This window comes from Sphingopyxis sp. JAI108 (genome assembly GCF_013410105.1).
Taxonomy (GTDB): domain Bacteria; phylum Pseudomonadota; class Alphaproteobacteria; order Sphingomonadales; family Sphingomonadaceae; genus Sphingopyxis; species Sphingopyxis chilensis.
Map to the genome: position 1 here is coordinate 94,775 of NZ_JACCCJ010000002.1, position 20,015 is coordinate 114,789.

25 protein-coding genes are annotated in these 20,015 nt (G+C 65.4%); 9 read left to right on the forward strand and 16 right to left on the reverse strand.

From position 1 onward, the window contains the following. Positions 1–2: 2 nt before the first annotated feature. Entirely contained in the window at positions 3–2,387 is a 2,385-nt protein-coding gene (locus HDC29_RS11500; protein WP_179497645.1) for a S8 family peptidase, read from the reverse strand. Between the two features lie 269 nt (positions 2,388–2,656). Here HDC29_RS11500 and HDC29_RS11505 point away from each other — a divergent pair, with 269 nt between their 5' ends. Together HDC29_RS11505 and dapD are read left to right on the forward strand one after the other, a co-directional pair. Continuing rightward, entirely contained in the window at positions 2,657–3,334 is a 678-nt protein-coding gene (locus tag HDC29_RS11505; protein ID WP_179498858.1) for a pyrimidine 5'-nucleotidase, read from the forward strand. Next, positions 3,331–4,173, forward strand: coding sequence for a 2,3,4,5-tetrahydropyridine-2,6-dicarboxylate N-succinyltransferase (gene dapD, locus HDC29_RS11510; protein WP_179497647.1), 843 nt, complete (start codon positions 3,331–3,333; stop codon positions 4,171–4,173). The genes HDC29_RS11505 and dapD overlap by 4 nt, the downstream gene beginning before the upstream one ends. A 39-nt stretch (positions 4,174–4,212) precedes the next feature. Here the strand turns inward: dapD and gpmA are convergent, their stop codons facing one another. After that, the gene (gpmA, locus tag HDC29_RS11515) at positions 4,213–4,899 is read right to left on the reverse strand and encodes a 2,3-diphosphoglycerate-dependent phosphoglycerate mutase (RefSeq protein ID WP_179497649.1); all 687 of its coding nucleotides are present in this window, start codon (positions 4,897–4,899) and stop codon (positions 4,213–4,215) included. A gap of 188 nt (positions 4,900–5,087) precedes the next feature. Here gpmA and HDC29_RS11520 point away from each other — a divergent pair, with 188 nt between their 5' ends. Beyond that, a complete protein-coding gene (locus tag HDC29_RS11520) occupies positions 5,088–5,546 on the forward strand; it encodes an Hsp20 family protein (protein WP_179497651.1) in 459 nt (152 codons plus the stop codon). Between the two features lie 62 nt (positions 5,547–5,608). On the opposite strand, the gene HDC29_RS11525 is transcribed toward HDC29_RS11520, so the two are convergent. The 12 genes from HDC29_RS11525 to HDC29_RS11580 form a co-directional block, all read right to left on the reverse strand. Then, positions 5,609–6,076 (reverse strand): GNAT family N-acetyltransferase, encoded by a 468-nt coding sequence (locus HDC29_RS11525; RefSeq protein WP_179497653.1) that lies wholly within the window; start codon positions 6,074–6,076, stop codon positions 5,609–5,611. Further along, on the reverse strand, positions 6,073–7,194 hold the full coding sequence (locus HDC29_RS11530; protein ID WP_179497655.1) for a carboxypeptidase family protein: 1,122 nt from the start codon (positions 7,192–7,194) through the stop codon (positions 6,073–6,075). The genes HDC29_RS11525 and HDC29_RS11530 overlap by 4 nt, the downstream gene beginning before the upstream one ends. Beyond that, positions 7,191–7,832, reverse strand: coding sequence for a DUF4136 domain-containing protein (locus HDC29_RS11535; protein ID WP_257018252.1), 642 nt, complete (start codon positions 7,830–7,832; stop codon positions 7,191–7,193). The genes HDC29_RS11530 and HDC29_RS11535 overlap by 4 nt, the downstream gene beginning before the upstream one ends. A 68-nt stretch (positions 7,833–7,900) precedes the next feature. Continuing rightward, positions 7,901–8,566, reverse strand: a complete 666-nt coding sequence (locus tag HDC29_RS11540; RefSeq protein ID WP_179497659.1) for a cell wall hydrolase — start codon at positions 8,564–8,566, stop codon at positions 7,901–7,903. 201 nt (positions 8,567–8,767) lie between these two features. After that, positions 8,768–9,106 (reverse strand): DUF1491 family protein, encoded by a 339-nt coding sequence (locus HDC29_RS11545; RefSeq protein WP_179497661.1) that lies wholly within the window; start codon positions 9,104–9,106, stop codon positions 8,768–8,770. Between the two features lie 125 nt (positions 9,107–9,231). Beyond that, complete coding sequence (locus tag HDC29_RS11550) at positions 9,232–9,696, reverse strand: PTS sugar transporter subunit IIA (protein ID WP_179497663.1); 465 nt, start codon at positions 9,694–9,696, stop codon at positions 9,232–9,234. A 149-nt stretch (positions 9,697–9,845) separates the two neighbouring features. Next, the gene (gene hpf / locus HDC29_RS11555; RefSeq protein WP_179497665.1) at positions 9,846–10,418 is read right to left on the reverse strand and encodes a ribosome hibernation-promoting factor, HPF/YfiA family; all 573 of its coding nucleotides are present in this window, start codon (positions 10,416–10,418) and stop codon (positions 9,846–9,848) included. Between the two features lie 44 nt (positions 10,419–10,462). Then, a complete protein-coding gene (gene dnaQ / locus HDC29_RS11560) occupies positions 10,463–11,170 on the reverse strand; it encodes a DNA polymerase III subunit epsilon (RefSeq protein ID WP_179497667.1) in 708 nt (235 codons plus the stop codon). Positions 11,171–11,189: 19 nt separating this feature from the next. Further along, complete coding sequence (gene coaE / locus HDC29_RS11565; protein WP_179497669.1) at positions 11,190–11,813, reverse strand: dephospho-CoA kinase; 624 nt, start codon at positions 11,811–11,813, stop codon at positions 11,190–11,192. 4 nt (positions 11,814–11,817) lie between these two features. Then, positions 11,818–12,633, reverse strand: a complete 816-nt coding sequence (locus HDC29_RS11570; protein WP_179497671.1) for a shikimate dehydrogenase — start codon at positions 12,631–12,633, stop codon at positions 11,818–11,820. Continuing rightward, a complete protein-coding gene (locus tag HDC29_RS11575; RefSeq protein WP_179497673.1) occupies positions 12,630–13,226 on the reverse strand; it encodes a Maf family protein in 597 nt (198 codons plus the stop codon). The genes HDC29_RS11570 and HDC29_RS11575 overlap by 4 nt, the downstream gene beginning before the upstream one ends. After that, positions 13,223–14,038 (reverse strand): pyruvate, water dikinase regulatory protein, encoded by an 816-nt coding sequence (locus HDC29_RS11580; RefSeq protein ID WP_179497675.1) that lies wholly within the window; start codon positions 14,036–14,038, stop codon positions 13,223–13,225. Before HDC29_RS11580 ends, HDC29_RS11575 begins: the two co-directional genes overlap by 4 nt. Positions 14,039–14,386: 348 nt before the next feature. On the opposite strand from HDC29_RS11580, the gene hemE reads away from it, so the two are divergent. From hemE to HDC29_RS11610, 6 genes are all read left to right on the forward strand, one after another. Next, complete coding sequence (gene hemE / locus HDC29_RS11585; protein ID WP_179497677.1) at positions 14,387–15,415, forward strand: uroporphyrinogen decarboxylase; 1,029 nt, start codon at positions 14,387–14,389, stop codon at positions 15,413–15,415. Positions 15,416–15,448: 33 nt separating this feature from the next. Then, positions 15,449–15,865: a CopD family protein gene (locus tag HDC29_RS11590; RefSeq protein ID WP_373562798.1), complete on the forward strand. Its 417-nt coding sequence runs from the start codon at positions 15,449–15,451 to the stop codon at positions 15,863–15,865. A gap of 196 nt (positions 15,866–16,061) precedes the next feature. Continuing rightward, positions 16,062–17,318: a transcription termination factor Rho gene (rho, locus tag HDC29_RS11595; protein WP_179497681.1), complete on the forward strand. Its 1,257-nt coding sequence runs from the start codon at positions 16,062–16,064 to the stop codon at positions 17,316–17,318. A gap of 9 nt (positions 17,319–17,327) precedes the next feature. Beyond that, positions 17,328–17,621: an antibiotic biosynthesis monooxygenase gene (locus HDC29_RS11600; protein WP_179497683.1), complete on the forward strand. Its 294-nt coding sequence runs from the start codon at positions 17,328–17,330 to the stop codon at positions 17,619–17,621. Positions 17,622–17,680: 59 nt separating this feature from the next. Further along, positions 17,681–18,343 (forward strand): TerC family protein, encoded by a 663-nt coding sequence (locus HDC29_RS11605; protein WP_218844561.1) that lies wholly within the window; start codon positions 17,681–17,683, stop codon positions 18,341–18,343. 95 nt (positions 18,344–18,438) lie between these two features. Then, the gene (locus HDC29_RS11610; RefSeq protein WP_257018254.1) at positions 18,439–18,825 is read left to right on the forward strand and encodes a DUF1489 domain-containing protein; all 387 of its coding nucleotides are present in this window, start codon (positions 18,439–18,441) and stop codon (positions 18,823–18,825) included. On the opposite strand, the gene HDC29_RS11615 is transcribed toward HDC29_RS11610, so the two are convergent. Both HDC29_RS11615 and HDC29_RS11620 read right to left on the reverse strand, forming a co-directional pair. Further along, positions 18,822–19,223: a nuclear transport factor 2 family protein gene (locus HDC29_RS11615; protein ID WP_179497687.1), complete on the reverse strand. Its 402-nt coding sequence runs from the start codon at positions 19,221–19,223 to the stop codon at positions 18,822–18,824. The genes HDC29_RS11610 and HDC29_RS11615 overlap by 4 nt on opposite strands. After that, positions 19,220–19,918, reverse strand: coding sequence for a dienelactone hydrolase family protein (locus tag HDC29_RS11620; protein WP_179497689.1), 699 nt, complete (start codon positions 19,916–19,918; stop codon positions 19,220–19,222). The genes HDC29_RS11615 and HDC29_RS11620 overlap by 4 nt, the downstream gene beginning before the upstream one ends. Between the last annotated feature and the right edge of the window lie 97 nt (positions 19,919–20,015).

Below are 20,015 nucleotides of genomic sequence, written 5' to 3' on the forward strand. Positions count from 1 at the left end.
GATCAGAAGCCGGCCGTAAAGCGGAGCGCCGCGCCCCGGTCGTCGGGCATCGCGGCGATGTGACCGGGATCGCGGCGCCACCATGTGTTGGCGATAAGCTCGCCGCCGAACAGCGAGAGGGCATAGCTCGCCTCCGCGACCAGTTCGCGGCCCGTCGGCGCGAGATTATAGGTGCGGCGGGCGAAGTCGGTCCTGCCGGTGGCATAATCGTGCGCAACGGGAAGAATGAGGTCGATGCCGCCGCGCGCGACGCGCAGCGGCTGCGCAAAGCGGAGCGCGGCGCGATCGCCGGGGCGGAGCAGATGGGCCTTGGCGATGTCGAAGGAGAATGCGGTCGACCAGAGCGCGCCACCCGCGACCAGCCCGGCGCGGTCGGGGCGCGTCCGCATCTGTCGCCAGGCGGCGGCAATTTGCCAATCGTTGCGCATATCGAGGGTGAGGCTTGCGTCGCCGACCAGGCTGGTCGCGCCGCCGGAGCCGAAGACGGGGCCGAGGCGCGCGCCGAGCAGGCTGTCCGATTCGCGGAGCCAGCTGGCGTCGAGCGCGGCGCGGACGGCGCCGAAGCGGCCGTCCCAGCCGGCACCGAAGCGCTGGTAGCGGCTGTCGCGGCGCGAGCGGTAGCGGAGGAGGGGATCGTCCTGCCAGCGCGAGCCCGAGACCCAGCCGCTTTCGGCATATATGTTAACATATTGGTTTTGCTTTATAGTATGACGTATGAGCGTGCCAACGCCAGGGCTGGCGGCGAAGCCGAGCTCCTCGTGCGCGGCGTCGCCGATCAGCATCGCCCGGCCGCTTTCGCCGCGCTCGCCCGCGAGCAGGCCGCCGGTGCCGCGCCCCGCGGCGAAGCCGATACGCGTGTGCGCGTCGAGGCGCATTATCGCCGAGGCGGCGAGGGTGCGCGCGCGCTGCGCGTCGTGGAAGGAGAGGCCCGCGAGCGCGTCGCTGCCGCCCGCGCCCGGCGTGGTGACGAGCGAGAGCGCGAGCGACTGGCTGGCGGCGCTTTGCTGGCGGACGAGGCCGCCGATCGCACCCGACAGTTTGAAGTCGGGACGGCGCAGACCGAGAGATCCGCCGAAATCGACGTTGAAGGCGCGGCCGAAGCCGTCGGTGACAAGGCCGATCGTCCCCGCACCGCCCGCATCGCCCATCGGACCGCCGAGCATACCGAGCGGCGCATCGAGCGCGACGGCGGTCGAAGTCCCGGTGAGCGCGGTCGCGCCTATCGGCTGAAAGGCGCGCGCGATGTCGAGGATGCCCTGACCATAGACGCCATCGGCGCCGGCGGCACCCGCATCGCGCGCCGACTGGTGGAGGAGCGAGACGATCTGTTGGCTCGAAAGATTCGGGAAGGCCTCTGCGATCAGCGCGACCGCGCCCGCAACCTGCGGCGCCGCGAAGCTGGTGCCATTGAGCACAAAGACGAAATTGCCTTCGGTCTTGAGCGCGCCATTTTCATAGGCGCAGCACACACCCTCACCCAGCGCCGCGAGATAGGAGCTGGCATAGGCGCCCGCGCGGTTGCTGAAGGGCGAGATCGCGCCGCCGTCATCGACCGACCCCGCGATGAGGACGAGCTCGCCGCCGGCATCGCGCAGCCCCTGCGCAAAAGAATCGGGGTTGTTCGGGTCGTTGCCGTTCGCGGTCGTATCGCCGTCGTTGCCCGCCGCCACGACGACGATGATCCCCGCCGCGGTGGCGCGCGAGACGGCGGCGCGCAGGGTCGCGCCGGGCGGATCTTCGCCGCCGAGCGAGATGTTGACGACGCGCGCGCCCGCACTGACCGCGCGGTCGAGGCCTGCGGCGATCGCCGTTTCGGGATAGCGGCAGCCGCTTTCGTCGTTCGACGGATCCTCGGTCGCGCAGCTGCCCGGCCGGTCGGCGCGCAGCACGAGCAGGCTGGCGTCGAAGGCGATGCCGAAGGTGCCGGCGTCATCCTTTCGGCCGAGCAGAAGCTGCGCGACATTGGTGCCGTGCGTCCCTTCGCCATCGATCCCGCGCGATCCCGCAAGGTCGGCCGATTGCGACGAGATTCGCCCGGCAAATTCGGGGCTGTCCTGGTCGATGCCGTCGTCGATCACGCCCGCCAATATGCCCTGGCCGGTGGCCCCCGCCTGATAGGCGGTGATCGCGCCGTGGAAATTGACGCCGTCGGACATGCGCGTTTCGGCGGTATCGAAATTGCCCGTCGGCGGCGGGGTGGGGGTCGGCGTGGGGGTCGGCGCCGGCGCCGGCGCGGGAGCGGGGGGAGGCGCCGGGGTCGGCGAGGGGCGGGTACCGCCGCCACCGCCGCCACACGCCGAAAGCGCGAGCCCCGCGATGGCGAGCAACAGGGGCAAAGGACGCGGCGCCATCCGTTGGATGCGGCTGCGTCGGTGTGCGTCGGCCATCGCCGTTCCCCTTTGCCCTGATAGCCAGCTTTTAGCGCGGCGGAGGGCTTGGCAATAGTATCTTGCGGTTAATTGCGGGTTTGCGATCCTCCCTGCGGCGAAGCGGTGGGGAGGGGGACCATCCGCAGGATGGTGGAGGGGCTGCGGCGCCGCGCCATCGCCCCTCCGTCAGCGGCTGCTCCGCTGCCACCTCCCCGTGAATTCGGCACAGGGAGGATCTTTCGTTCGCCTTGCCTCGACGAACCCCAACCCCTATGCGCCCGGCCATCATGCCCCCCGCGCTCGACCATATCGACAGCTGGATCTTCGATCTCGACAACACGCTTTACGCGCCGTCGGCGAAGCTGTTCGACCTGATCGACGAACGCATGGGTGCCTTCATCATGCGGTTGCTGGACGTCGACGCGGCCCACGCGCGGCGGGTGCAGAAGCAATATTTCCATGATCATGGTACGACGATGGCGGGGCTGATGCGCCATCACGGCGTCGATCCCGAAACCTTCCTGATCGATGTCCATGATATCGCGCTCGACCGGCTGACGATCGACCCGCGGCTGCGCGCCGGGCTCGAGCGGCTGCCGGGGCGCAGGCTGGTGTTCACCAACGCCGACGCCGATTATGCCGCGCGCGTGCTCGAAGCGCGCGGGATCGCCGACCTGTTCGACGGCATCTGCGACATTCGCGTCACCCGCTACACGCCCAAGCCCGATGCGGCGGCCTATGATATGATGGTCGCGCACCTCGGCATCGATCCAGCGAAAAGCCTGTTCGTCGAGGATATGGCGCGCAACCTGACACCCGCCAAAGCGCTCGGCATGACGACCGTGTGGCTGGACAATGGCAGCGAAAGCGGCCATCGCGACCACCTGCCGGGCCATGTCGATTTCCACGCGACCGACATCGCCGACTGGCTCGATACCTTGCCTTCACCTTGGGGAATTTCATGACGACCGACCTCCAGAGCACGATCGAAGCCGCGTGGGATACGCGCGACACGCTGGGCCTTACCACGACCGGCGCGGTGCGCGACGCAGTCGAGACGGCGCTGGCGGGGCTCGACGACGGCAGTTATCGCGTCGCCGAGCGCGATGCGGGCGGCGCCTGGCAGGTCAACCAGTGGCTGAAGAAAGCGGTGCTGCTGTCGTTCCGCCTCAACGACATGGAGATCATCGAGGGCGGCGCCGGCGGCGCGACCTGGTGGGACAAGGTGCCGTCGAAATTCGCCGGCTGGGGCGAGAACCGCTTTCGCGACGCGGGCTTCCGCGCCGTTCCCGGCTCGATCGTGCGCCGCGGCGCCTTTATCAGCAAGGGCGCGGTGCTGATGCCGAGCTTCGTCAACATCGGCGCGTACGTCGGCGAGGGGTCGATGGTCGATGCCTGGGCCACCGTCGGCAGCTGCGCCCAGATCGGCGCCAACGTCCACCTGTCGGGCGGCGCCGGGATCGGCGGCGTATTGGAGCCGCTGCAGGCGGGGCCGGTGGTGATCGAGGACGGCGCCTTCATCGGCGCACGCGCCGAAGTCGCCGAGGGCGTGATCGTGCGCGAGGGCGCGGTGCTGTCGATGGGCGTCTATCTCGGCGCGTCGACCAAGATCGTCGACCGCGCGACGGGCGAGGTTTTCATGGGCGAAGTTCCCGCTTACTCGGTGGTCGTGCCGGGATCGCTGCCCGGCAAGCCGCTGCCCGACGGAACCCCGGGGCCGTCGCTATACTGCGCCGTGATCGTCAAGCGCGTCGATGCCAAGACGCGCGCCAAGACCGGGATCAACGAGCTGCTGCGCGACTGACGCACGACATGGAGCCCGGCTTTCGCCGGGGAACCGCGTTTACCGCTCGCTCAGATAATAGCGTTCGCGCGCGCTGAGGTCGTCGTTCAATTCGTAGACGATCGGCTGGCCGGTCGGGATTTCGAGCCCGGTGATGTCGGCGTCCGAAATGCCCGAGAGATGCTTGACGAGCGCGCGCAAACTGTTGCCGTGCGCCGAGATCAGCACCGTCTTGCCCGCGGCGAGTTCGGGGACGATCGCGGCTTCATAATAGGGAAGCACGCGTTCGATCGTATCCTTGAGGCTCTCGGCCGCCGGGATCGCGATGCCGGCGTAGCGCGGGTCGCTCGCGAGATTCCATTCGGAGCCGGCTTCGAGCGGCGGCGGCGGAATGTCGAAGCTGCGGCGCCAGATCTTGACCTGCTCGTCGCCATGCTTCGCCGCGGTCTCGGCCTTGTCGAGCCCGGTGAGGCCGCCATAGTGGCGCTCGTTGAGGCGCCAGTCCTTGGTGACAGGGAGCCACAAACGTCCCATCGCCTCGAGCGCGAGGTTCAATGTCTTGATCGCGCGCGTCTGGACCGAGGTGAAGCAGGTGTCGGGGGCGACGCTCTTCGCCTTCATCAGCTCGCCCGCCGCCCAGGCTTCGGCCGCGCCCTTTTCGGTGACATCGACATCCCACCAGCCGGTGAAGCGGTTTTCGAGATTCCACTGCGACTGGCCGTGACGGATGAGGATGAGCTGGGGCATTTCGGATCCTTGCGCTGGAGGAGAGTCGCCGCCCTTTAGCGCGGCTTTTCACCGAACGCCAACCGCCCTCTTGAAATGGTTTCGGCTGCACCCAGATTTGGATCGTCCGGCCGCCGATACGGGGCCGGGTGGCGATCGCGGCCGAGCCCGCGGTCCCTTTGCTTCGCTTTGAAAGGAAGGAATGACTCATGCGTAACAGCTTTGACTGGACCCCCTATCGCCGTTCGACCGTCGGCTTCGACCGGTTGTTCGATTTCCTTGAAACCAGCGGTTCGGGCGCGGAAAATTACCCGCCGTTCGACATCGAAAAGGTCGCCGACGACCATTTCCGCATCACGGTGGCCGTCGCGGGATTCAAGAGCGACGAAATCGACATCACCGCGCAGCAGAACATGCTGACCGTCAGCGGCCGCAAGGCGCCGGTGGCCGAGGGCGAGGGGCGCCAGCTCCTCTATAGCGGCATCGCGACGCGCGCGTTCGAGCGCCGCTTCCAGCTCGCCGATTTCGTGCGGGTCGCCAGCGCCGACCTCGCCGACGGGCTGCTCGTCATCGACCTGGTGCGCGAAGTGCCCGAGGCGATGAAGCCGCACAAGATAGCGATCGGTGGCACGGCCCAGCCGGTGATCGAGGACAAGAAGGCCGCGTAAGCACCGGCGAGCCTGACTTGAATGATGCGGGGTCCGGAGTCCCTTCCGGGCCCCGTTTTCGTTCAGAGCGCGCGCGTCATGAAGCGGCTGAACGGGTCGGGCTTATAGTCGGCGAAGGGCGCGCACTCGGTGAAGCCGTAACGCCGATACAGCGCGAGGGCAGGCTCGAACGACCCGCTCGACCCGGTTTCCAAGCTGAGGCGTTCGAGACCCCGTTCGCGCGCGACATCGATGATATGGTCGAGCATATGCGCCGCGACACCCTGCCGCAGAAAGGCCTCGGCGGTGCGCATCGATTTGATTTCGCCGTGCGCGCTATCGAGCATCTTCAAAGCGCCGCAGCCGGCAAGCTCGTCACCCCGGTGGATCGACCAGAAGGTCACGTCGCCCGCGCGCAGTCCGTCGAAATCGAGGAAGTGGCAGCTGCCCGCGGGTGAGTTCGCGAGCATGCCCGCGAAATGCACCTCGAGCAGCGCGCGGACGGGCGCGCCCGACAGATCGTCCTCGACGATCCGCCAGGCGGCACTCACAGCATCTGGTCCAGCGTCTGGAGGCAGGCGTGCGCGAGCAGCTTCGAGCGCTCGGGCGACCAGCCCTGAACCGGATCGGGCAGGTCGCGATTGTCCTTGAACGGCATTTCGAGCGTCATCGACACCGCGCCGAAGCGTTCGGCGAGCTGCGTCGTCGACATCGAGAGATTCGCCTGCCCCGGCGCCGATTCGGTATAGCCGAGGTCGACCTGAAAATCGGGGGTGTTCGACGCGAGCGCGGCCTCGAACGCCTTATATTTTTCGGCCTGCTCGGCCTTCAGCGAGGGAATGCCCTCGAAACCCGCGAGGAAGACCGCGGGGATCGCCTCGTCGCCATGGACGTCCATCGCCCAGTCGACGCCGCTTTCGTCCATCGCGTTCCGAACTGCGAGCACTTCGGGGCTGCGCTCGGCGGTCGGATTCTCCCATTCGCGGTTGAGGTTCACGCCGGCGAAATTGGTGCGCAGATGCCCGCGACGCGATCCGTCGGGATTCATGTTCGGTACGATATGGAAGCGGCATTTCTGCAGCAGCGAGCGTGCGTGCGGGTCGGCTGAATCGGTGAGCTTTTCGAGCGCGCCCTCCATCCACCATTCGGCCATGCTCTCGCCGGGATGCTGGCGCGCATAGAGCCACACCTGCGTGTCGCCGCTGCCCATTTCGAGGCAGTCGACCGGCTGACCTTCGAGGCTGGTGCCGAGGCAGCGGTAGGTGACGCCCTCGCACTCGGCGACCGAGGCGATCAGGTCGTGATGGCGTTCCATCGAATAGGGCGCGAAATAGGCGATATAGAGGATCGGGCTTTCGGCGGTGTGCTGGATCGTCAGCGTGCCGCCGCCCGTTTTGGCGTCATACGCCGTGTCGAGACGGAACCAGTGTTCGCGGTCGGTGCTCGCGCATGCGGCATAGCCCGGCCAACCGTCGGGATAGGCCGATTCCGCCAGCCCGCCGATCGCGAGTTCAAGCGCGTCGCCGACGTGGCACGCGACGCGGAAGTGGAACCACTGGAAAAAGTCCGATTCGCGGTCCTTGCGAATCGAAAGGCGCGCCGACGTGCCGTCGACATTTTCCACGACGATATTGCCGCTGTCGAAAGCGGCGTTGATGCTGATGGTCATTTGACGCTGATAGTGCGTCCGGATTCGCCGGGGAAGTCCTTGAATAAGGCTTCGGCCAATTTCGCTGCGGCGAGGCTCGGCTGGTTCGCGGGCGCCTTGACCGGAACCGCGGTCAGCGCGCGGCCTTCCCACAACGCCTGACCCGTCGCGGCATCGTCGATGCGCACCGACAGCTGAAGGTCGGCCATCCGTTTCGGTCCGCCGCCGAGATTGATTCCGATGCCGAGCCCCACGCCCGAGCCGTAGTTGCCGGTAGACCCGCCAACGCCGACCGACACCGGCGAACGGCGGCCCTCGGGCAACTGTTCGGCGCGCTCGAAGGCAATGCGGACGAGAAGCGGCGCGCGTTCGCCCGCTCCCGCCGCGACAAGCCCCTGCCGCTGGAGCTGCTGGTCGACCGCGGTGCGATAGCTGTTCCATTCGAGCGAGGGCATCGCCGTCCCCGGCGCTGCGCCCGGAACATCGGTCGCCGGACCATCGAGCGGCGCGGTCGCGATGGCGTAGCGCGTGCCCGGCGCCCAGCCGGCGACCGCATTGGTGTGGAAACGGGTGACTTCGACCGGCGGCACCGCCGTCGCGCAGCCAGCCAAGGCGAACGCCGCTGCGCAGAGCAGGGCGGCGGAATGAGGACGCGTCATCGGCGCATCATGCGCCAGCATTTATGGCTTGGCAATGAACGGGATGCCTGCGCACCCCGCCCAAGCAATCAGCGATAGAAGATATGATTGTCGATCTGCGCGATGCGCGTCTTGCGCCAACCCGGCGAGACATAGCGCGCGTGAAAGAAGAGAGCGCCCGGGGCGTGGTTCTTCCACGTGCCGTCGCGCGCGATCTGGGCGATCGCAACGGCATTGTTCCACTGGGTGCCCTGGCGGATCGCGGGCATCCGGCCGCCGCGCACGAAGCTGAACTGGCTTTTCTGGTGGACGACGCCGCACAGGCTTTTGGGGAAACGGCCCGAATTGGCGCGGTTGATCACGACATGCGCGACCGCGAGCTGGCCGGGCAGCGATTCGCCGCGCGATTCGAAATAGACCGCACCGGCAAGGCAGCGCAGTTCGGGATCGATTTCGGCCGGCCTGGGTGTCGCGGCGACGAGTTCGGCGAGCGAAGCGGCCGTCACCGGGGGCGAGATCGGCGCGGGGTCGGCTTCGGCTTCGATCTGGTTGCTGTCTTCGACCGGGGTTTCGATTTCGGTCGGAAGGTCCGCCCTTTCCTCGACCGCCGGCGTGTCGGCGCCCGGGAGGATGATGGCGGGGATATTGGCGTCGGCCGCAAGATCGCTTGCAAAGCCCGGTTCCGCCAGAAGCAGCATGGAGGCAGCGGTCATGCCGACGGCAGCCATGCCGGCTACGTTCAAAATGCGACTCATAGTGTCCGTCAAAAGGGCGGCCGATGATCCGAACCTCTCAAACCAGGCGGGGGGACTAGGGTCCTGTATCGCCGCCTGCGGTCATCGTCCGACTGCGTGTCCGAACCGTTTTGCCGGGGTGCGTTGCAAGAAAGCGATGCAACCCGCGGAACGACCTACGCGTTATCGAATGGGCGCCAGCTATTGTGCGCCGCAACAGAGTCAAGTTAACGCGGCCCACTCCGCGACGAGTCGTGGCGCATCTGCGATATCCAGTTCAACCAGCCACAGATCGGGGTCGGACTTCCGCCGCCGATCCTGATAGTTTGCGCGCGATTCCCCATCATTTGGATCGCTCGGGCCGACCGCCTCCCAGATATAGTGGCCATCGGCGCCAAAGCGCCGCTCGAGCAGCGGCCCGGGCTGGCCGCGGTCGCTGCACTGGACAAGGATGATGCCTGAATTTTCGTCGCCCTTGGCGAGCACGGTCGCAAAGCCGCCGGCCGCTTCGGTGCGACGAAGCAGCAGATCGACAAGGAAACGGCTTTTGAGGCGGGTCATATCAGCTTGTGCCCCTGCGAAGGCAGGGGCCAATCACCGAAGGCACCGTCATCAACAGACGGTGGTGGAAATCGCGACGGCAGGTGATGGGCCCCTGCCTTCGCAGGGGCACGGCTGATCTTTTATCAGGCCGCGTCACGCGTTTCGGTGTCGGCGAGCAGCGCATAGAGCGCCTCGTCGTTCTTCGCGCCGCGCAGCCGGTCGGCGATCGCCTCGTTGCGCAGCATCCGCGACACGCCCGCGAGCGCTTTCAGATGGTCGGCACCGGCGTCGAGCGGCGAGAGCAGGACGAAGAGCAGGTCGACCGGCAGGCCGTCGACGGCGTTGAAATCAATCGGCTTGGCGAGTTGCAGGAACAGGCCGCGCACCCCGCCGAGGTCCGCCATCTTGGCGTGCGGAAGCGCGATCCCGCGGCCAAACCCGGTCGAGCCCAGACGCTCGCGTTCGAGCAGCGCCTCGCTGACTTCGCCGGCGTCGAGGCCGAGCGAACGGCTGGCGAGATCACCGACAAAGGGGAAAAGCGCCTTTTTCGAATCGAGCTGAACATGCGCGCGCACGGTCGCCGGATAGAGAAGGGAAGAAAGATTCATCGTCTGGCCAAATCTTGTTAAACGCCGGACGCCGCCAGGAACTTGGGCTGGCAAACGGTCGCGGATCTGTCGTGGCAGGCCCCCCGCCATCCCGGCTTCGGGCATCGTTGGGCGCGGCCCTTAAGCCGGATGGCGAAGAAAAGCCAGCCCTATCGTGGTTCGACCCAGCCGATTGTCCCGTCGTCGCGGCGATAGACCATGTTGTGTGCGCCGGTCTTGCTGTTGACGAAGAGCAGCGCGTTGGTGTTCCGAAGGTCGAGCATCATCACGGCGTCGGACACGCTGCTGCTGGGGATATCGACGCGCGTTTCGGCGATGATCGCCGGCGCATCGCCCGCGTCTTCCTCGCTGCCAGGATCGAACACGGTATAGCCTGCATTGTCCTCGATCTCGTCGACCGTCGGCGACGGCGCGGCGACGCCATTATTGTGATCCTTCAACCGGCGCATGTAGCGCCTGAGCTGCTTTTCGATGCGTTCGGCCGCCCCCTCGAACGCGACATGCGCGTCCTGCGCCTGGCCATGGCCCTTGAGCACGAGCCCCTGCATCACATGCGCGACGATGTCGCACTGGAAACTGTCGTGCGGACCTTTCCCGAAGGTCGCATGTGCCCCGATCGCGCGCGAGAAATATTTGTCGGCAATCGCGTTCATCCGGTCCGACACATGCGCCTGCAGCGCTTCGCCGGTTTCGATCTGGTGTCCAGAGACGCGGATTTCCATTTTTCTTCTCCTTCTTGGCCGGTGCGACGACAATGGGAGAGTCGTTACACCGTATCGAGCCACAGCGGCTGGTTCAGCCCTGCGACAAATTCGGCGTGCCGCGCGAGTTCGGCGGCCGACGCCATATGGGGACGGGGTTCGCGAAAGGGGCGGCCGGGACCGCGCGATGCCGCGGGCGAGGGGAGGTCGATCGACCCCGATACCGCCGAAGCGGCTCCGAGGCCGAGGCCGAGGCCGATCTGCCGGCCGCCGGTCATTTCGATATAGAGATGGGCGAGCAGCTCGGCGTCGAGCAGCGCGCCATGCTTGACGCGGTGGCTGCGGTCGATGCCGTAGCGCGTACAGAGCGCATCGAGGCTGTGCTTGGCGCCCGGGTGGAGCTTGCGCGCCATCTGCACCGTGCAGCACATGCGCGCCATGTCGAGCGCGGGCCGGCCGGCGCGCGCCAGCTCGGCGTTGACGAATCCGAAGTCGAACGCGGCATTGTGCGCGACGAGCGGCGCATCGCCGAGAAATTCGAGCAGTTCGTCGACGCGCGTCGCAAAGAGCGGCTTGTCCGAAAGGAATTGGATTGACAGCCCGTGCACCGCTTCGGCCGCGGCGGGCATATCGCGCTCGGGATTGAAATAGGCGTGGAAGGTGACGCCGGTTTCACGGCGGCCGATCAACTCGACACATCCGATTTCGACCAGCCTGTCCCCGCTTCTGGGATCGAAACCCGTGGTTTCGGTATCGAAAATAATCTCGCGCATCGAAGGTTCAATCTGGACCCTATCGGGCGTGGAAACAAGAGGTGATGAAACGAATTTGGCGGTGCGTCTCGCTTTTGGGGCGGCCCGTTTCGATGATGAAATCGGCGCGCGACCGCTTGACCCGGTCGGGAACCTGCAGACGGCGGATCGCCTTCAATTTCGCCGTCGTCATGCCGGGGCGCCGCATCACGCGTTTGCGCTGCATCCACGCGGGCGCCGAAACGACCGCGATCGCGCCGACCTTGCGCCAGCCGCCCTTTTCGAAGAGCAGGGGGATGTCGAGCACGACGAAATCGCGCGCGCGGTGGCGCGCGAGAAAGCGTTTCTGGGCCTTGCCGACCGCCGGATGGACGATCGCTTCGAGCGCGGCGAGTTCATGGGTATTGCCGATCACGCGCGCGCCGAGTTTCTGCCGGTCGACGCCGTTCGGGCCCGTGGTGCCGGGAAAACGCGCCTCGATCGCGGCGACGAGCGCGCCGCCGGGGCCTTGCAGCCGGTGCACTTCGGCATCGGCGTCGAAGACGGGGGCGCCCTCACGCTCGAACATCGCCGCCGCGGTCGATTTGCCCATGCCGATCGAGCCGGTGAGCCCGAGAATGAACGGTCGGCGGAGTCGCGAGCCGGGGCGCGGGCGGTGGGTCACGCGATTATCCGGCCACCAGCAGCGCGCGTAATTCCTCGTCACGGCCCTCGGGCGGGGTGGCGCCGAAGAAGAGTTCAAAGGCGAGCGCAGCCTGGCCGATCAGCATGTCGAGCCCGTCGACGGTGTCGAGGCCGCGCGCCGCCGCGGCTTTGAGGAGCCTCGTCTGGAGCGGCGAATAGACGAGGTCGTAGACGATCGCGTCGTCGGGGAGCGGCGACAGGTCGAGATCGAGCGGCGGCTGGCCCGCCATGCCGAGGCTGCTCGAATTGACGAGCAGAGATACGGGGGGAAGCTGTGCATCGAGCGCCACGACATCGCCCCTGAGCCCGAAGGTCGCAAGCAGGCCCATCGCTTTCAATGGACTGCGGTTGAGGATGGTGACGGAGCCGACGTTCGCGCGGGCCAGCGCAAACAGCACCGCGCGCGCCGCGCCGCCGGCGCCGACCACCGCGACGGGGGCGCCCTCGAGATCGAGTTCGGCGAGCGGCGAATAAAAGCCGGCGGCGTCGGTGTTGGTGCCGATCAGCGCACCGTCGGGCTGGCGGACGATGGTGTTCATCGCGCCGATCGTGCCGCGAATGTCGCCGGGGTCGTCGACAAGACCCATCACTGCGGCCTTGTGCGGCATGGTGACGTTGCAGCCGCGCCAGTCGGGATCAATGCGCCGCTCGGCGATATAGGCGGCGAGCTCTTCGGATTTCACATGCGCGCGGCGGTAATCGCCCGGCAGCCCGAGCGCGTCGAGCCAGAAGCCGTGGATCAGTGGCGATTTGGACTGGGCGATCGGGTCGCCGATGACTTCTGCGAAAGGCGTGCTCATTGCGGCGCCAATCCGGTGGTGCGCAGCCACGCCAGCAGGGGCAGCATCGGCATGCCGATGATCGTCCAGGGATCGCCCTCGACCTTTTCAAACAATTGCACGCCCGCTCCCTCGATTTCGTAACAGCCGACGGTCCAGCGGATGCTGTCCCAGTTTTGCGCGACATAGTGGGCGATGAAGGCGTCCGACAAGGGGCGCATCCACAGCTTCGCCTCACCGATCGCGCGCCATACCGGCGCGCCATCGCGCGCGGCGACCGCGGCGCTGAACAGGCGGTGGCGCGCGCCCGCCATGCGGCGGAGATGCTCGGCCGCCTCTTCGGGCGTGGCGGGTTTCGAGAGCATCGCGCCATCGTCGAGCGCAAGCGTGGAGTCGGCACCGAGCACGGTGACCCCGGGAAGGCGCGACGAGATTTTGACGGCTTTCGCCTCGGCGAGCGCGTCGGCGATGTTGCGCGGAGTCTGACCGGCCGCAAGGAGCGAAGCGGTCAGTGCCTCCTCGTCGACATGCGCGGCGCTTGTTTCAAAATCGAGGCCGGCGGCGCGGAGCATCGCGGCGCGGCCGCTGCTTTGCGAGGCGAGGAGCAAGGTCATGCTGCGGCGGAGCGGTCTTCGACGAGCTTGATCACGGCGGCGGCGGTTTCCTCGATCGAGCGGCGCGTCACGTCGATCACCGGCCAGCCGTTGTCGGCGAACATCCGCCGCGCATAAGCGAGCTCGGCCTTGACGCGTTCGTCGTCGACATAAGAGGTTTCGGGCGCCTGATTCAAGGAAAGCAGCCGGTTGCGGCGAACCTGAACGAGCCGGTCGAGCCCGGTCGTCAGCCCGACGATCATCGGGCGCTTCAGATTGAACAGCGCGTTCGGCGGCGGCGATTCGGGGACGATCGGGATGTTCGCGGTCTTGAAGCCGCGATTGGCGAGATAGATACTCGTCGGCGTTTTCGAGGTGCGCGACACGCCCGCGAGGACGATGTCGGCCTGTTCCCAATTTTCCCAGCCGATGCCGTCGTCGTGAGCGACGGTGAACTGAATCGCCTCGACGCGCGCAAAATAGGCGGCGTCGAGGACATGCTGGCGGCCGGGACGCGCCTTTGCTTCCTGCCCGAGCATCCGCGACAGCGCGTCGGTCACCGCGTCGAGCGCGGCGACGGTGGGAAGAGCGTGCGCGCTCGCGCGACGTTCGAGGCTGGCGCGCAGCTCACCGTTGACGAGGGTGAAGAGGATCATGCCGGGACTCGCCTGCACCTCGGCCATGATCCGGTCGAGATGCGATTCCGACCGCACCATCGGCCAGAAATGGCGCACGACCTCGACATCGTCGAACTGCGCGATCGCCGCCTTCGCGATATTTTCGAGCGTCTCGCCCGTGGAATCGGATATGAGGTGGAGGTGAAGCCGGCCCATCGCGCCACCATGGCGGGAATCGGCGAAAAAAGGCAATGCCGGATCAGGCCCGCGCCGACGAAAAACGCCCTGTGGACAAGTTTGGCATAAGCGCAGGGACGGATTGGGCAGGAAAGATTCGTCCCCCGCCGTGTCGATTCCGCTCCACCGCTTATCCACACGGGATGAATCTTATCCACAGGCTGTGAATTAGGGGGAAAGCCTGGTGCGACTCTGCCTGCTGGCTTGCCGTCACGGGAGTCAAGCTGTTGGCAAAAGGGGCGCTCCGGCCTAAAGCCGCCTTGTCCGCCGACCAACAAACCACCACAATTATATTTAAATATATATGAAGAGAGAAAGAAGGGCCGCGTGAAGGCGTCACCGAAGAGCTTGCTCGCCACGCTGCGCGGAGTGCAGCAAGAGCGCCCGCCGCTATGGCTGATGCGCCAGGCGGGACGCTATCTGCCCGAATATCGCGCGCTTCGGGAAACCAAAGGCGGTTTCCTCGAGCTTTGCTATGATCCCGAGGCCGCGGCCGAAGTGACGTTGCAGCCGATCCGCCGCTTCGGTTTCGACGGATCGATCCTCTTTTCCGACATTCTCGTCATCCCGCACGCGCTCGGCCAGCATCTGTGGTTCGAGGCGGGCGAGGGGCCGCGGCTCGCGCCGCCGCTCGTCGATGGCGCATTGGCGTCGCTCGAAGCGGCACCGCAGCGGCTCGACCCCATCTATGCGACTGTCGTACGCGTTGCAGCATCGCTACCGCCCGAGACGACCTTCCTCGGCTTTGCAGGAAGCCCCTGGACGGTCGCGACCTATATGGTGGCGGGGCAGGGGTCGAAGGACCAGGCGCTGGCGCGGCGCATGGCTTTCGGCGATCCGGCTGCCTTTCAGGCGATCGTCGATGCGATCATCGACCTCAGCGTCACCTATTTGTCGGGGCAGATCGAAAATGGCGTCGACGCCGTGCAATTGTTCGACAGCTGGGCCGGGAGCCTGTCCCCCGCACAATATGAGCAATGGGTGATCGCGCCCAATGCCGAGATCGTGCGGCGATTGAAGGCGCTTCACCCCGATACGCCGGTAATCGGCTTTCCAAAGGGCGCGGGCGGCAAGCTTCGCGCCTATGCCGACGAGACCGGGATCGATGCGATAGGACTCGACGAGACGGTCGACCCGGCATGGGCCGATGCCGCCTTGCCGTCACATCTGCCGGTGCAGGGCAATCTCGATCCGCTCGCGCTCGTCGCCGGGGGCGAGGCGCTCGATACGGCGATCGACCGCATCCTTGCGGCTTTCCCGTCGCGTCCCCATATCTTCAATCTCGGCCATGGCATCGTGCCCGACACGCCGATCGCGCATGTCGAACATCTCATCAAACGCGTTCGCGGCGGATAATCTATGGAACTGGCTGGTTTTCTGGGGGCGACGATGCTTTGGGTCAAAGCCGCGCATATTATTTTCGTGATCTTCCTGATGGCCGGCCTCTTCATGATGCCGCGCTTTTTCGTTTATCACCACCAGGCGCCGGTCGGATCCGACGAGGACAGGACGTGGATCGAGCGCGAGGATCGGCTGCGGCGGATCATCCTGAACCCGTCGCTGATCATCGTCTGGATTTTCGGGCTGATGCTCGCCTTCAACGGCGATTATTGGCGCGAGGGCTGGTTCATCGCCAAATTGCTGCTCGTGGTCGGGCTGTCGGGCTATCACGGCTGGATGATCGGCTATTTCAAGAAGCTGAAGAAGGGCGAGCGTCCGCTCACCGAAAAACAGCTGCGCATGCTCAACGAGGTTCCCGGCATCGCCGCGGCGATCATCGTCATCCTCGTCGTCGTCCGCCCGTAGAATCCGCGCCTCCAGACGCAGCCCGATTGACTTGGACCCGGCCCGGATATAGGGGCCGATCAACCCCGCTTCATGTGGGCGGCGCGTCCCCGCGCCGACGCTATCTTTAACGGTCGTCCCACGGCCGGATAGGGCACCCCAGCGGTGCAACGAATTCGTTTCATTTCTCCCTGATTTTCTACCCGGAATCCATCCCATGCATCTCAAAGAACTCAAGACCAAAGCGCCCGCCCAGCTTGTCGAAATGGCGGAAGAACTGGGCGTCGAAGGCGCATCGACGCTGCGCAAGCAGGACCTGATGTTCTCGATCCTCAAGGAACTCGCCGAAGAGGGCGAGGAAATCATTGGATCTGGGACGATCGAGGTTCTCCCCGACTCGTTCGGTTTCCTGCGCTCGTCGGACGCGAACTATCTCGCGGGTCCCGATGACATCTATGTTTCGCCGAACCAGGTCCGCAAATATGGCCTGCGCACCGGCGACACGGTCGAGGGCGAGATTCGCGCGCCGCGCGACGGCGAACGCTATTTCGCGCTGACCAAGCTGATCAAGGTCAATTTCGACGATCCCGAGGCGGTGCGTCACCGCGTCAATTTCGACAATCTCACGCCGCTCTATCCGAACCAGAAGCTGTCGCTGGATACCGTCGACCCGACCGTCAAGGACAAGTCGGCGCGCGTCATCGACCTCGTCAGCCCGCAGGGCAAGGGCCAGCGCGCGCTGATCGTCGCGCCGCCGCGCACGGGTAAGACGGTGCTGCTGCAGAATATCGCCAAGGCGATCACCGACAATCATCCCGAGGTCTATCTGATCGTCCTCCTCGTCGACGAACGGCCCGAGGAAGTCACCGACATGCAGCGCAGCGTGAAGGGCGAGGTTGTCTCCTCGACCTTTGACGAACCCGCGACGCGCCACGTCCAGGTCGCTGAAATGGTGATCGAAAAGGCCAAGCGCCTCGTCGAGCACAAGAAGGATGTCGTCATCCTGCTCGATTCGATCACGCGCCTCGGCCGCGCCTACAACACCGTCGTTCCCTCGTCGGGCAAGGTGCTGACCGGCGGTGTCGATGCGAACGCGCTGCAACGCCCGAAGCGCTTCTTCGGCGCCGCGCGTAACATCGAAGAAGGCGGTTCGCTGTCGATCATCGCGACCGCGCTGATCGATACCGGCAGCCGCATGGACGAGGTCATCTTCGAAGAATTCAAGGGCACGGGTAACTCCGAAATCGTGCTCGACCGCAAGGTCGCCGACAAGCGCATCTTCCCGTCGCTCGACGTCGGCAAGTCGGGCACCCGCAAGGAAGAATTGCTCGTCGAAAAGGACAAGCTGTCGAAAATGTGGGTGCTGCGCCGCATCCTCATGCAGATGGGCACCATCGACGCGATGGAATTCCTGCTCGACAAGATCAAGGATTCGAAGACCAACGAGGATTTCTTCGACAGCATGAACCAATAAGCCAGCGCCATGGCTATCCTCGAACACGCCTTGCTACCCGTCAGGGCGGGCGGCGAAGAGGCGTTCGAGGCGGCCATGGTCCAAGCCAGACCGCTGATCGAAGCCTCACCGGGCTTTATTTTCCTCGAAATTTTCCGCCCGACGGCAACCGGACAGCCCTATCTGCTTTTGGTAAAGTGGAGGTCGATTGCGGATCACCGCGACGGCTTCCGGCAATCGGATCGCTATCGGCAGTGGCGGGCGTTGCTGCATCGCTTTTATGACCCTATGCCAGAGGTCAGCTATTTCGGAGAGCCGCTGTGATTTTGGAATTTCTGACTCAGGCCGCGGCGCACGCCGGCGGTTTCGGCGGTCCCGCCGGAATGTGGGATGCGATCGTCAAGGATTTTTCGAACATTACCGAGCCCGCCGCCTTCGCGGCGTTCCTGCAGGTGCTGATGATCGACCTCGTCCTCGCGGGCGACAATGCGATCGTCGTCGGCGCGCTTGCCGCGGGGCTGCCCGCCGACCAGCGCAAGAAGGTCATCCTGATCGGCGTGCTCGCGGCGCTTGTGCTTCGAATCGCCTTCGCGCTCGTTGTGACACAGCTGATGCAGATTGTCGGACTGATCTTCGTCGGCGGGCTGCTCCTGATCTGGGTCGCATGGAAAATGTGGCGCGAATTGCGTCACACGGGCCAGTCGCAGGGTTCGCCCGAGATTGCGGGCGATGAACATTCGGGTCTGAAGCCTGCCAAAAGTTTCGCAGGTGCCGCCTGGGCGGTTGCCGTCGCCGACGTCAGCATGAGCCTCGACAATGTGCTCGCGGTCGCGGGTGCCGCGCGCGAGCACCCCGGCATCCTTATCGTCGGTTTGATCTTTGCCGTCGCGCTGATGGGCGTCGCGGCAAACATCATCGCCAAATATATCGAGCGTTATCGCTGGATCGCCTATCTCGGCCTCGCCGTGATTATCTATGTCGCGGTCAAGATGATTTACGAAGGCTGGGTCGATCAGAGCGTCGGGATCGGAACGCTGTTCGGCTAATCGATTTTTCTTGCCTCGAAACAAAAAAGCCAGTCCCCCGGGGGGCTGGCTTTTTCGTATCGGCTTCCCATCTCGCGATCATGCCTCAGCTCCACATGACCCGCGTTGCCGTCGGTTGTTCCGATTATCCGGCGCTGCAAGCGCGGATCGAAAATTATGCCCAAGATGGCGAGATCCGATTTGCGACGCGCTTTCGGCCCAAGCGGGCCGACGAGCTGGTCGGCGGCAAGCTGCATTTCATCGTCAAGCACACGCTCGTCGCGCGCGTCGAGATCCTGCGCTTCGATGATCGCAGCGACGGGCGGGTCGATATCGTGTGCGTCGCCCAGCTCGAACGCGTGCATCCGCAGCCGAAGCGGGCGCACCAGGGGTGGCGCTACCTGACCGACGCCGATGCGCCCAAGGGCATCGACGATGCCAGCGGCATCGGCGAATTGCCGCCCGAACTCTACCGCGAACTCGCCGGGCTGAGCCTGATCTAGCGCGCGGCCTGTGCCGCGAGCATCTCGGCCATTTTTTCCCAGACTTTGTTGATTGCCTTCAAGGGCCTGATCATCACCTTGAAATCACTTATTTTTCCATCCTCATCCCACCGGATGATATCGACCCCGTTGATCTGGATGCCGTCGAGATTGCTCTGGAACTCGAGGCAGGCCTGATCGCCGTCGACGATCTCGCGCAGATAGCGGAAATCGTCGCCGCCGAGGACATGGCTTGCCGCGTGGAGATAGGCGAAGACCTTGTCGCGTCCTTCCTGCGGCGTGTGGACGACGGGCGAATGGAACACCGCATCGGCGGCGAGCAGGTCCCTGAGCGCCTGCGGGTCGCCGCCGTCCGCCATATAGGCGTGCCAGGCGGCAAGCCCCGGATGCCCGCTCATGAAAGATGCTCGGCGAAGAAGGCCCGCGTGCGGCCGTCGGCCAGCCGGGCGCCCTCTTCGTCACGGCGGTTGCCCATCGTCGCGGCAAAGCCATGGTCGAGGCCCTGATAGTCGTGGAGCGTCACCTTGGGATGCGGGTCGAGCCCTTCGTGGATCCGCTTTTGCGCATCATGGTCGACGAGATGATCCTCGGTCGGGATGTGGAGCATCAGCGGCCGGGCGATCGCATGGCTCTCGTTCAGCATCTGGTCGATCATCACGCCATAATAGCCGACCGACGCGTCGATATCGGTGCGCGCGGCCGTCATATAGGCGAGCCGCCCGCCGAGGCAGAAGCCGACTGCGCCGACCTTTGTCGCGCCTTGGCCGTGGAGCCATCGGATCGCCGCTTCGATATCCTTGACCCCGTCGTCGGCATCATATTGGCCGAAATAGCCAAAGGCCTCCTGCAGTTCGGCTTCGACATCGGGATTGAGTTCGACCCCGGGGGCGAAACGCCAGAAGATGTCGGGCGCAATCGCGAGATAGCCTTCGGCCGCCCAGTCGTCGCATTTCTTGCGGATGCCTTCGTTGACGCCGAAGATTTCGGGAATGACGATGATCGCGCCAGTGCTGTCGGCATCGGGACGCGCGACATAGGCGGGAAGGGTGCCGGCGCCGTCGAGCGTCGGGATATCGGTGTTCGTCGCGGCCATGCGGGGAGCTCTCCTGTCTCTTGCTTCTTTGCTGTGAAAGCGCGAAGCTAGCGGGGCTGCGAGCATGGCTCAAGCGGCTAACGGGCATTTCGGGTCG